Source organism: Halomonas kalidii, assembly GCF_030010475.1.
GTDB classification, from domain to species: Bacteria; Pseudomonadota; Gammaproteobacteria; order Pseudomonadales; family Halomonadaceae; genus Halomonas; species Halomonas heilongjiangensis.
On the sequence record NZ_JASCQN010000002.1, the window covers coordinates 23053 to 34789 of the forward strand.

An 11737-nucleotide genomic window follows, 5' to 3' on the forward strand; every position below is an offset into this window, starting at 1 on the left:
GAGGCCGGCGGGGCGTTACGCTTCCATACATCGGATGCAAGGACATCACACTGATGAGCAACGAGTTCGATATCCGCAACACCGGCGGCCTGGTGCCGATGGTGGTCGAGCAGAGCGCGCGCGGCGAGCGGGCTTATGACATCTATTCCCGCCTGCTCAAGGAGCGTGTGATCTTCCTGGTGGGTCCGGTGGAAGATTACATGGCCAACCTGGTGGTGGCGCAGCTGCTGTTCCTTGAGTCCGAGAACCCGGACAAGGACATCCACCTCTACATCAACTCGCCGGGCGGCTCGGTCACCTCGGGCATGTCGATCTACGACACCATGCAGTTCGTCAAGCCCGATGTCTCCACCGTGTGTATCGGTCAGGCGGCGAGCATGGGGGCGCTGCTGCTGGCCGGCGGCGCGGCGGGCAAGCGGTTCTGCCTGCCCAACTCGCGGATGATGATCCACCAGCCGCTGGGCGGCTACCAGGGGCAGGCCTCGGACATCGAGATCCACACCCGCGAGATCCTCGGTATCCGCGACAAGCTCAACCAGATCCTGGCGCACCACACCGGCCAGGACATCGAGACCATTGCCCGGGATACCGATCGCGACAACTTCATGAACGGTGCCCAGGCCGCCGAGTACGGCTTGATCGATGCCGTGCTGGATAAGCGCCCGACATCCTGATAGCGTGAAACCTATCCACGCACGCTCGATTCACGCGCGATTGACATGATTCACGGTGGCCACTGGCCGCCGTCGAGAACACGGCGACAGATGGTCGCCGAAGCGAAAGAGGTACGCGAATGGCCGACGGCAAAGGCAAGGACGAAGGTGGCAAGCTGCTCTACTGCTCGTTCTGCGGCAAGAACCAGAACGAGGTGCGCAAGCTGATTGCCGGCCCGTCCGTCTATATCTGCGATGAGTGTGTCGACCTGTGCAACGACATCATTCGCGAGGAAGTTCTCGATGCCGATGCCGAGAGCGACGAGGAGCGTCTGCCGGTTCCCCGCGAGATTCGTCACACCCTCGACGACTATGTGATCGGCCAGGACCGCGCCAAGATGGTGCTGTCGGTGGCGGTCTACAACCACTACAAGCGCCTGCGTTCCGACGTGAAGGGCGACGACGTCGAACTCGGCAAGTCGAACATCCTGCTGATCGGTCCCACCGGCAGCGGCAAGACCCTGCTGGCCGAGACCCTGGCGCGGCTGCTCAACGTGCCCTTCACCATCGCCGACGCCACCACTCTCACCGAGGCGGGCTACGTCGGTGAGGACGTCGAGAACATCATCCAGAAGCTGTTGCAGAAGTGCGACTACGATGTGGAGAAGGCCCAGCGTGGCATCGTCTACATCGACGAGATCGACAAGATCTCGCGGAAGTCGGACAACCCCTCCATCACCCGCGACGTCTCGGGCGAGGGGGTGCAGCAGGCGCTGCTGAAACTGATCGAGGGCACCACCGCCTCGGTGCCGCCCCAGGGGGGGCGCAAGCACCCGCAGCAGGAGTTTCTGCAGGTCGATACCGGCAACATCCTGTTCATCGTCGGCGGTGCCTTCGCCGGCCTGGACAAGGTGATCCGCGATCGTGCCGAGAAGGGGGGCATCGGTTTCAACGCCACCGTCAAGAGCAAGGACGAGGCCAAGGGCGTCGGTGCCCTGCTGGCCGACGTGGAGCCCGAGGACCTGGTCAAGTTCGGCCTGATCCCCGAGTTCGTCGGTCGTCTGCCGGTCATCGCCACCCTCACCGAGCTTACCGAGGATGCGCTGATCCAGATCCTCACCGAGCCCAAGAACTCACTGCTCAAGCAGTACGGTCGGCTGTTCGAGATGGAGGGCGTCGAGCTGGAGTTCCGCGACGATGCGCTGCGTGCGGTGGCCGGCAAGGCCATGGCGCGCAAGACCGGCGCCCGCGGGCTGCGCTCGATCCTCGAGTCGGTGCTGCTCGATACCATGTACGAGATCCCCTCGCTGGAGGGGGTGAGCAAGGTGGTGATCGATGCCTCGGTGATCAGTGGCGAGAGCGAACCGCTGCTGATCTACTCACAGCAGGAAGAGCCGCGGAGCGACGGTACCGGCGGCTAGGCCCGGGGCTGCCCGGCGCCTGATGCGGGAGCGAATTCATCCGTGACGTGCCGAGCGGGGCGCCCTTGCCGGGCGCCTGTCCGGCACCTCTGGTGATGGATTGGCTCCCGTTTCCTTTTTCCGGCGCCCGGGCGCAAGACGCCTTGCAAAGCCGTTCCGTCGCCCCCACTCCCCGAGTATCCGATACCAGTATCCGATAGAGTTCGTATCCACCCGATTTCGTTTGAGGAACGTCTGCGATGCAGCAGAACGCCGAACAGACCCTGAGTCTGCCCCTTTTGCCGCTGCGGGACGTGGTCGTCTACCCGCAGATGGTCATTCCGTTGTTCGTCGGCCGCGAGAAGTCGATCCTGGCCCTCGAGGCGGCGATGGACGCCGACAAGCGTGTCCTGCTGGTGGCCCAGCGCGAGGCCAGCAAGGATGATCCGGACGGGGGGGATCTGTTCTCCATCGGCACCGTGGCCGAGATCATGCAGCTGCTCAAGCTGCCCGATGGTACCGTCAAGGTGCTGATCGAGGGGACGTCCCGTGCCGATGTCGGCGAGATCCTGGTGGTCGACGGTGGCTACAGCCGGGCCGAGGTGGTGTTGCGCGAGAGCGAGCCGCTTACCGCCCGGGAGCAGGAAGCCCTGGTGCGGGTGTTGCTCAACCAGTTCGAGCAGTACGTAAAGATGTCGAAGAAGGTGCCCAACGAGGTGCTCAACTCGCTCTCCGGCATCGAGGATCCGAGTCGTCTGGTCGACACCATCTGTGCCCACCTGTCGCTTAAGATCGACGACAAGCAGCAGCTGCTGGAGATGGATCGGGTGCGCGATCGCATCGAGCACCTGATGGCGCTCATCGAGTCCGAGATCGACCTGCTGCAGGTAGAGAAGCGCATCCGCTCGCGGGTCAAGGACCAGATGGAGAAGTCCCAGCGCGAGTACTATCTCAACGAGCAGATGAAGGCCATCCAGAAGGAGATGGGCGAGCTCGAGAACATGCCCAACGAGGCCGACAAGTACGAGCAGGCGATCAAGGAGTCCGGCATGCCCAAGGAGGCTGCCGACAAGGCCAACCAGGAGCTCGGCAAGCTGAAGATGATGTCGCCGTCCTCGGCCGAGGCGACGGTGGTGCGCTCCTATCTGGACTGGCTGGTGGCGGTGCCGTGGAAGAAGCGCACGCGAGTCCGGCATGACCTGGTCCACGCCCAGCAGGTGCTCGACGAGGACCACTACGGCCTCGACGAGGTCAAGGCGCGCATCCTCGAGTACCTCGCCGTGCACAAGCGGGTCAAGAAGCTCAAGGGGCCGGTACTCTGCCTGGTGGGGCCGCCCGGGGTCGGCAAGACGTCGCTCGGCCAGTCCATCGCCCGGGCCACCAATCGCAAGTACGTGCGCCTCGCGCTCGGTGGGGTGCGCGACGAGTCCGAGATCCGCGGCCACCGGCGCACCTATATCGGCTCGCTGCCCGGCAAGATGATCCAGCGCATGGCCAAGGCCGGGGTCAAGAATCCGCTGTTCCTGCTCGACGAGGTCGACAAGATTGGCATGGACCATCGTGGCGACCCGGCATCGGCGCTGCTCGAGGTGCTCGACCCGGAGCAGAACGATACCTTCAGCGACCACTACCTGGAACTCGACTACGACCTTTCCGAGACCCTGTTCATCTGTACCGCCAACTCGATGAACATCCCCGGGCCGCTGCTCGACCGCATGGAGGTGATCCGCCTGCCGGGCTACACCGAGGACGAGAAGCTGGCCATCGCGCGGCGCTACCTGGTGCCCAAGCAGCTCAAGGCCAATGGCTTCAAGGACGATGAGCTGGCCTTCTCCGACGAGGCGCTGCTCGAGCTGATCCGCTACTACAGCCGCGAGGCCGGGGTGCGTGAACTCGAGCGGCAGATCGCCAAGGTGTGCCGCAAGGTGCTGCGCGAGCGCCTGGAGAAGGAGAGCAAGGAGGGGGCGCAGGCACCGGTGGTGCTGGCTGCGGCGGACATCGAACCCTATGCCGGGGTACGCCGCTACAGCTATGGCCTGGCCGACCAGGAGGACCAGGTGGGGCGCGTGACCGGTCTGGCCTGGACCTCGGTGGGCGGTGAGCTGCTCTATATCGAGTCGGTGGTCACCCCGGGCAAGGGGCGCATCAACAAGACCGGCTCGCTGGGTGACGTGATGAAGGAGTCGGTGAGTGCGGCCCACACCGTGGTGCGGGCCCGGGCCCTGGCGCTGGGCATCGACCCGGAGCGCTTCGAGAAGGAGGACCTGCATATCCACGTTCCCGAGGGGGCGACGCCGAAGGACGGGCCCAGTGCCGGTATCGCCATGGTCACGGCCATGATCTCCGCCTACACCGGGCGTCCGGTGCGCTGCGACGTGGCGATGACCGGCGAGGTCAACCTGCGTGGCGAGGTGCTGCCGATCGGCGGGCTCAAGGAGAAATTGCTGGCCGCGCGGCGCGGTGGTATAAAGATCGTGCTTGTGCCCGAAGAGAATCGCCGGGACCTCAAGGAGGTTCCGGACAATATCAAGGAAGCACTCGATATCAGGCCAGTTCGCTGGATCGACGAGGTCATGGAGGTGGCGCTGGCGGAGAAGCCGGATGTATCAAGCGAGGAATCCCGGCCGGACGACTCAGCCTCATCGCACTCGATGATCAGCACGCATTAACGATCAAAAGTCCATCATATCGGAGTCAAAAGCCCGATATGATGGGGTTTGTCGCGTGAGGTTGCTTGACAGATGTTTCATCGCATTGCTATAAATTGCGCCATGCTTTGATCGCGTTAGCCAGCCGAAAGTCGCGTCGATTAGAGTCATTTTCTGAAACAGTCAAGGGGTGAAGTGTGAACAAATCCGAGCTGATCGAAGCCATCGCTGCGTCTGCCGATATTCCCAAGGCGGCCGCTTCACGTGCGCTGGACGCCATGGTCGAGACCGTGGCCGATAGCCTCAAGAAGGGCGAGAGCGTCTCTCTGGTGGGCTTTGGTACCTTCGCCGTGAAGGAGCGTGCCGCTCGCACCGGTCGCAACCCGCAGACCGGCCAGCCGATCGAAATCAGCGCTGCCAAGGTGCCGAGCTTCAAGGCCGGCAAGGCACTCAAGGATTCCGTCAACTGAGTGGACGGAGCCGTCCGCACCACTGACGGTTGATCTTGCTACAGGCGCATCGCCCCGGCGGTGCGCCTGTCTTCGTTTCAGCGGCACCGCCGTGGCGGTGCCCGGATGGTCGCGAGCATCACCGCGATGCGTATAATGTGGCGCGTCCGTGCCAACATCATCAGCCGAGGCCTGCATGCTGCAAAGTATTCGAGATCGCTCCAGGAGCTGGGGCGCCAAGATCATCATCGGCGCCGTGGTCGCGACCATGGCGCTGTTCGGCGTGGAGTCCCTGGTGGGGCTGTTCGGCGGTGGTGGTGACGAAATCGCCAAGGTCAACGGCGAGCCGGTCACCCGCCAGCAGCTCGAGCTGGAGGTGCAGCGTGCCATTCGCAGCGGCCAGGTGCCGCCGGAGCAGGAGCGGGCCCTGCGCAATCAGATGCTCGACCAGCTGATCACCGACCGGTTGCTGACCCAGTATGCCGAGGAGGGCGGGCTGCACCTCTCCGAGGAGCAGCTCGATCAGTTGATCGTCTCGCTGCCCGAGTTCCAGGACCAGGAGGGACGCTTCTCCAGCGAGCTGTTCCGCAATCGCCTCGCCAGCGCCGGCTACACGCCGCTCTCCTTTCGCGAGGAGCTGCGGGTCGACATGAAGCGCCAGCAGCTGCAGCAGGGGCTGGCCTTCAGCGACTTCACCCTGCCTTCCGAGCAGGAGAGGCTGGGGGAGCTGCAGCGTCAGACCCGTAGCTTCCGTCATCATGCCCTCACCGCCGCCGACCTCGAGGATGACCTTGAGGTCACCGAGGAGGCGATGCAGCGCTACTACGAGGCCAATGCCGAGGACTATCAGCGGCCCGAGCAGGTGCGCCTGGAGTACGTGGTCATCGATCGTCAGCAGTTGGCCGACGAGGTAGAGGTCGAGGAGGAGGCACTGCGCGAGCTGTGGCAGGAGCGCAGTCATGACGTCGATCGCCGGATCTCGCACATCATGCTGACCTTCGATGGCGAGCGTTCCCGCGAGGAAGCCGTCGCCGAGCTCGAGGCGGCCCGTGAGCGGCTGGCCGACGGCGAGGCGTTCGCCGACCTGGCCGCAGAGCTCTCCGAGGATACCGTCTCGGCAGAGCAGGGCGGAGATCTCGGCGTGATCAGCCGTGGCTTCTTCGGCGAGGCCTTCGAGGATGCCGCCTTCGCCCTGGACGAGGGAGAGGTCTCCGACATCGTCGAGACCGACAATGGTCTCCATCTGCTGCAGGCCACGGCGCTGGAGCGTGAGCCCTTCGAGCAGGTGCGCGACGACCTGCGCCGCGAGGTGGCGATGTCCCGGGTGTCCGGGGAGTTCAACGAGCGTGTCCAGCGCCTGATCGACGAGAGCTTCGCCGCCGATGACCTGCGCAGCGTGGCCGACGACATCGGCCTGGAGCTGCACGAGAGCGACTGGGTTTCCCGTGACGGGGCCGATGGCGTGCTCTCCGAGCCCGGCGTGATGGCCGAGGCGTTCAGTGCCGACGTGCTCGAGGAGGGTTACAACAGCGAGGTGATCGAGCTCGACGAGGACCGCCGACTGGTGCTTCGGGTGGCGGATCACCGCGAGACCGCCGTGCTGGAGCTCGACGAGGTGCGTGACAGGGTGCGCGCCAGTGTCGAAGCGCGCCTGCGGCGCGAGGCGTTGATCGAACTCGCCGCCGAGCGCGTCGAGCAGTTGCGCGCCGGGGAGGCGCCCGAGATCGAGTGGCAGCGGGCCGAGAATGTCAGTCGTGAGGCCGCCGACGGCCTGCCCCAGGCCGTGTTGCAGGCGGCCTTCCGCCTGCCTGCGCCGGAGGGCGAGGAGCCGGTCTTCGGCCATGCCGTCGCCGGCGACCGGGTGGTGCTCATCGCCCTCGATCGCGTCGAGCCGGGTGAGGTCGACGGCGAGGTCGAAAACTTCGTGGCACGCATGGCCGAGCGACTGCGGGCCCAGGCGGCGATCCAGGGGTTGCTCGACGACCTGCGTGACAAGGCCGATATCGAGCGTCTCTGAGCGACGTCGATCGCGCGGCAGCGGAGGGGCGCTACGGCGCCCCTCCTTTTCGGTCTCGATCTTATACCGTTATCTTCGGGTATTGCCCCGCGCTACCAGGAGAGCGATCCGGCTCCCGGGCGGTGACCCGGGAAGATGCAAATGTTATCTTGTAACATTCACGGTTCTGCCAGGACTCGCCCCATGTCGACTATCATCGCCAATCTCCCCGTCCACCTGATCACCGGCTTCCTCGGCAGCGGGAAGAGCACCCTGATCCATCGGCTGATCGAGCGGAAACCCGCCGAGGAGCGTTGGGCGGTGTTGATCAACGAGTTTGGCCAGGTAGGCATCGACCAGGCGATGTTCGCCGAACGCGAGGACCTGGTGGTCAAGGGGCTACCCGGGGGGTGCCTGTGCTGTCAGCTCGCCTTCGTGATGCAGGCGACACTGGTCAACCTGCTGCATCGTCATCGGCCCGATCGCCTGATCATCGAGCCGTCGGGGCTCGGCCACCCGGCCGGATTGCTCGAGGTGCTCCGCGGCGAGGCCTTCCGGGGGGTGCTGGAGGTCCGCGACATCATCGTGGTGCTCGACCCGCGACGGCTCGACGATCCCCGGGCCCGGGAGCACGAGACGTTCCGCGATCAGCTGGAGGTGGCCGATGCCGTGGCCCTGACCATGACCGACCTGTCAACCACGGAGCAGCTCGCGGCCGCCCGTGAACTGGCGGTGCGGCACTGGCCACCGCGGCGCTGGGTCGCCGAGGCACCCCATGGCGACTTGCCGGTGGCGCTGCTGCTGGAGAGCGAAGCTCGCCGCGGTGAATCCGCGGCGAAGGGCAGCAGCACGCATCGCGTGCTGCGCGATGCGGCGCGCGGCGTGCTGATGCTCGACGACTTCGCCGCGGTGCGCCCCGAACCGGGTCGGCCACAGCGCAATGTCGGCGAATCGCTCGGTTATGCCACCCTGGGCTGGCGCTGGCACCCCGACGACGTCTTCGACCTCGACCGGGTCACGGCGCTGCTGGGGAGGCTGCCTCGCGGGTTGCGGGTCAAGGGCGTGCTGCATAGCGAGGCGGGCTGGAAGCTCTACAACCGCGCGGATGGCGCGGTGAGCCTGACCGCCAGCGCCTGGCGGCAGGATTCGCGGCTGGAGGTGATCGGCGAGACGGGCAGCCTGCCCGAGGCAGAGGCACTGGAAGCCGCACTTCGGGAATGTCTGTGCGGCACCGGGGGCTGATGCTGGGGAGTGGAACCCCATGAATATCCCGACGAGGGCGGCACGTTCGCCGAAAAAAGCGTCGTGGCCCGTCCCTCGGGGGGATCCTGGGTGCTAGAGACCGAACGCCCGCAGCTCGGGCTCGCCGCCGTCCTCGACCACGATCTCCCAGCCCTGGTCGGGGCGCCAGTCGCCGAGCACGAAGCGTCGGGCGGGCCGGCCGTCGATCTCGAGCTCGTGAACGGCGGGGCGGTGGGTATGGCCGTGGATGAGGGTGGTGACGCCGTGTTCGGCCATGACCTTCTCCACCTCCGCGGGGGTGACGTCCATGATGTCGTCGGCCTTGTTGGAGGTCGCCTCGCCGGATTGCTGACGCAGCGACTGCGCCAGGGTGAGGCGGTCCTGGATCGGCATGGCCAGGATCTGCTGTTGCCACTGGGGGTGGCGGGCCTGGGCCCGGAAGGCCATGTAGGCCTCGTCGCGGGTACAGAGGCTGTCGCCGTGCATCAGCAGCACTCGCTCGCCGCCGAGCTCGACCACCGCGGGGTCGGCCAGCAGGGAGGCCCCGGCAGCGCTCGCGAAACGTTCGCCGAGCAGGAAGTCCCGGTTGCCGTGCATCAAGCGGATCGCGGTACCATCATCCGCCAGGCGGTGCAGGGCCTTTGCCACCCGTGACGCCAGGGTGGCGTTGCCGGTGGGGTCGGCATCGCCCAGGTCGAGCAGGTCATCGCCGATCCAGGCCTCGAAGAAGTCGCCGAGGATGTAGAGGGCCGCGACGCCGGTGGCGCGCTCCTCGAGCCAGCGGAGAAAACCATCGGTGATCTCGGGCGCACCGGGGTGCAGATGCAGGTCGGATATCAGCAGGGTGGTCATGGGGGAGTCTCGCAGGGTGCTCGGTGACGCGTGGCGTAACGCAGCACGCCCGCGCAAGGCGGGCGCGGGGCGGGGCGGCGACGAGGATCAGGCGTCGGCCTCGTCCTTGAAATAGGCGCGTTGGATGATGACGTCGTCGGCGGGCACGTCGGCGTGCATGCCGCGGCGGGTGGTCGGCACGGCCTTGATCTTCTCGACCACGTCCATGCCCTCGACCACTTCACCGAACACGCAGTAGCCCCAGCCCTGGATGGATTTGCCGCTGTGGTTGAGGAAGTCGTTGTCACCCACGTTGATGAAGAACTGGGCGGTGGCCGAATGGGGGTCCTGGGTGCGCGCCATGGCCAGGGTGCCGGTGGCGTTGACCAGGCCGTTGTCGGCCTCGTTCTCGATCGGGTCACGGGTCGGCTTCTGGTTGAAGTCGGTGTCGAAGCCGCCGCCCTGGATCATGAAGCCGTCGATCACGCGGTGGAAGAGGGTGTTGTCGTAGTGCCCGTCGCGCACGTACTGCTCGAAATTGGCTGCGGTCTTCGGTGCCTTCTCGCGGTTCAGGGCGATGGTGATGTCACCGAAATTGGTCTGCAGAATGATCATCGATAAGTTCCTGTACGATAAAGGGGCGTTGCCTTGGCGTTGCCCATGGGCGTGGCGCTATAATACCGGTTTTGCTTCGATGCGCGAAGCGAGCGTCGAGACGACCGGGGCTGTCGCCGATGGCAGCATCGCCCGGGGCTGATCCGTCGCCAGGCCTGCACCTTTTAACCAGAGGCTGTTCTTCTCAACATGACCACCGATACCACCAGCGCGCCGAACTTCATCCGTCACCAGATCCGCGAGGAGATCGAGGCCGGCCGCGCCGGCAAGATCGTGACCCGCTTCCCGCCGGAGCCCAACGGCTTCCTGCACATCGGCCACGCCAAGTCGATCTGCCTGAATTTCGGGCTCGCCGAGCAGTTCGGTGGTGACTGTCACCTGCGCTTCGACGACACCAACCCGGCGAAGGAGGAGCAGGCCTACATCGATGCCATCAAGGAGGACGTCGCCTGGCTGGGGTTCGAGTGGGCCGGACCGGTGCGCTTCGCCTCCGACTACTTCGACCAGCTCTACGCCTGGGCCCAGCACCTGGTGCGCGAGGGCAAGGCCTATGTCGACGACCTGTCGCCCGAGGAGATCCGTGAATACCGCGGCACCCTCACCGAGCCGGGGCGCCCCAGCCCCTACCGCGAGCGCAGCGCCGCCGAGAACCTCGACCTGCTCGAGCGCATGCGCGTCGGCGAGTTCGCCGAGGGCGAAAAGGTGCTGCGGGCGAAGATCGACATGGCCGCGCCGAACATCAACCTGCGCGACCCGATCCTCTACCGGATCCGCCATGCCCACCATCACCAGACCGGCGACAAGTGGAAGATCTATCCCTCCTATGACTTCACCCACGGCCAGTCGGATGCCATCGAGGGCGTGACCCACTCGATCTGTACCCTGGAGTTCGAGGACCACCGCCCGCTCTACGAGTGGTTCCTCGACAACCTGCCAGTGCCGGTGATCCCGCGCCAGATCGAGTTCGCCCGGCTCAACCTCAACTACACCCTGACCTCCAAGCGCAAGCTCAAGCTGCTGGTGGACGAGGGCATCATCGACGGCTGGGACGACCCGCGCCTGCCGACGATCTCCGGCATGCGCCGCCGCGGTTATACCCCGGCGTCGATCCGCAGGTTCTGCGAGATGATCGGCGTGACGCGCGCCGACGGCGGCCTGGTCGATATCGCCATGCTCTACCACGCCATCCGCGCCGACCTCGAGGAGAACGCCCCGCGGGCCATGGCCGTGCTGCGGCCGCTCAAGGTGGTGCTGACCAACGTGCCGGAGGACTTCGAGGAGGTCTATGAGGTGCCCGGGCACCCGGCCCGCGAGGACATGGGGGTACGCAAGGTGCCCTTCACCCGCGAGGTCTACATCGACCAGGACGATTTCATGGAGGCGCCGCCGAAGAAGTTCTTCCGCCTGGCGCCGGGCCAGGAGGTGCGCCTGCGCAACAGCTATGTCATCCGCTGCGACGAGGTGATCAAGAACGCGGCCGGCGAGATCGAGGAGCTTCACTGCTCGGTGGACTTCGACACCCTGGGCAGGAACCCCGAAGGCCGCAAGGTGAAGGGCGTGATCCACTGGGTCAGCGCCGCCCATGGCGTGCCCATGGAGGTGCGCCTCTACGACAACCTCTTCCAGGTCGAACAGCCCGACAAGGACAAGGATGCCGATTTCCTCGACCACCTCAATCCCGAGTCGCTGGTGGTGTGCCGGGCGATCGGTGAGCCGAGCCTGGCCGATGCCGGGCCCGAATCGCGCTTCCAGTTCGAGCGGGTCGGCTACTTCTGCGCCGACCGCCATGCTAGCCGGGGCGACGAGCTGGTGTTCAACCGCACCGTGGGGCTGAAGGACAGCTGGGCCAAGGTTCAGAAGCAAGAAGCCCAGAAGAAAGAGCAAGGCCAGAAGAAGGGGTGAC

At 65.6% G+C, this 11737-nt stretch carries 10 protein-coding genes; 8 read left to right on the plus strand and 2 right to left on the minus strand.

What is annotated here, in order from left to right; genetic code table 11:
• The first annotated feature begins 53 nt into the window (after positions 1 to 53).
• From clpP to QLQ85_RS00155, 6 genes are all read left to right on the plus strand, one after another.
• The gene (gene clpP / locus QLQ85_RS00130) at positions 54 to 674 is read left to right on the plus strand and encodes an ATP-dependent Clp endopeptidase proteolytic subunit ClpP (protein ID WP_282737161.1); all 621 of its coding nucleotides are present in this window, start codon (positions 54 to 56) and stop codon (positions 672 to 674) included.
• A gap of 119 nt (positions 675 to 793) precedes the next feature.
• Positions 794 to 2074, plus strand: a complete 1281-nt coding sequence (clpX, locus tag QLQ85_RS00135) for an ATP-dependent Clp protease ATP-binding subunit ClpX (protein WP_282737162.1) — start codon at positions 794 to 796, stop codon at positions 2072 to 2074.
• 239 nt (positions 2075 to 2313) lie between these two features.
• Positions 2314 to 4722: an endopeptidase La gene (lon, locus tag QLQ85_RS00140; RefSeq protein WP_282737163.1), complete on the plus strand. Its 2409-nt coding sequence runs from the start codon at positions 2314 to 2316 to the stop codon at positions 4720 to 4722.
• A 176-nt stretch (positions 4723 to 4898) separates the two neighbouring features.
• Positions 4899 to 5171 carry an HU family DNA-binding protein gene (locus QLQ85_RS00145; RefSeq protein WP_102627955.1) on the plus strand — a complete coding sequence of 91 codons (273 nt, stop codon included), beginning with the start codon at positions 4899 to 4901 and terminating at the stop codon, positions 5169 to 5171.
• Between the two features lie 175 nt (positions 5172 to 5346).
• A complete protein-coding gene (locus QLQ85_RS00150) occupies positions 5347 to 7167 on the plus strand; it encodes a SurA N-terminal domain-containing protein (RefSeq protein ID WP_282737164.1) in 1821 nt (606 codons plus the stop codon).
• 183 nt (positions 7168 to 7350) lie between these two features.
• Positions 7351 to 8388: a CobW family GTP-binding protein gene (locus QLQ85_RS00155; protein ID WP_282737165.1), complete on the plus strand. Its 1038-nt coding sequence runs from the start codon at positions 7351 to 7353 to the stop codon at positions 8386 to 8388.
• A 93-nt stretch (positions 8389 to 8481) separates the two neighbouring features.
• On the opposite strand, the gene QLQ85_RS00160 is transcribed toward QLQ85_RS00155, so the two are convergent.
• Together QLQ85_RS00160 and QLQ85_RS00165 are read right to left on the minus strand one after the other, a co-directional pair.
• A complete protein-coding gene (locus tag QLQ85_RS00160) occupies positions 8482 to 9240 on the minus strand; it encodes a UDP-2,3-diacylglucosamine diphosphatase (protein ID WP_282737166.1) in 759 nt (252 codons plus the stop codon).
• A gap of 87 nt (positions 9241 to 9327) precedes the next feature.
• Entirely contained in the window at positions 9328 to 9834 is a 507-nt protein-coding gene (locus QLQ85_RS00165) for a peptidylprolyl isomerase (RefSeq protein WP_102627951.1), read from the minus strand.
• On the opposite strand from QLQ85_RS00165, the gene QLQ85_RS00170 reads away from it, so the two are divergent.
• Positions 9827 to 9976, plus strand: coding sequence for a hypothetical protein (locus QLQ85_RS00170; protein WP_282737167.1), 150 nt, complete (start codon positions 9827 to 9829; stop codon positions 9974 to 9976). The two genes, QLQ85_RS00165 and QLQ85_RS00170, sit on opposite strands and share 8 nt — an antisense overlap.
• A gap of 47 nt (positions 9977 to 10023) precedes the next feature.
• Positions 10024 to 11736: a glutamine--tRNA ligase/YqeY domain fusion protein gene (locus QLQ85_RS00175; protein ID WP_282737168.1), complete on the plus strand. Its 1713-nt coding sequence runs from the start codon at positions 10024 to 10026 to the stop codon at positions 11734 to 11736.
• Position 11737 lies beyond the last annotated feature (1 nt).

Bases quoted from the DNA above. Each gene is read 5' to 3' on its own strand.
- QLQ85_RS00160 (WP_282737166.1), bottom strand. From the start codon at position 9,240: ATGACCACCCTGCTGATATCCGACCTGCATCTGCACCCCGGTGCGCCC.
- QLQ85_RS00165 (WP_102627951.1), bottom strand. From the start codon at position 9,834: ATGATCATTCTGCAGACCAATTTCGGTGACATCACCATCGCCCTGAAC.
- QLQ85_RS00150 (WP_282737164.1), top strand. From the start codon at position 5,347: ATGCTGCAAAGTATTCGAGATCGCTCCAGGAGCTGGGGCGCCAAGATC.
- clpX (WP_282737162.1), top strand. From the start codon at position 794: ATGGCCGACGGCAAAGGCAAGGACGAAGGTGGCAAGCTGCTCTACTGC.
- QLQ85_RS00175 (WP_282737168.1), top strand. From the start codon at position 10,024: ATGACCACCGATACCACCAGCGCGCCGAACTTCATCCGTCACCAGATC.
- QLQ85_RS00170 (WP_282737167.1), top strand. From the start codon at position 9,827: ATGATCATCGATAAGTTCCTGTACGATAAAGGGGCGTTGCCTTGGCGT.
- clpP (WP_282737161.1), top strand. From the start codon at position 54: ATGAGCAACGAGTTCGATATCCGCAACACCGGCGGCCTGGTGCCGATG.
- QLQ85_RS00155 (WP_282737165.1), top strand. From the start codon at position 7,351: ATGTCGACTATCATCGCCAATCTCCCCGTCCACCTGATCACCGGCTTC.
- lon (WP_282737163.1), top strand. From the start codon at position 2,314: ATGCAGCAGAACGCCGAACAGACCCTGAGTCTGCCCCTTTTGCCGCTG.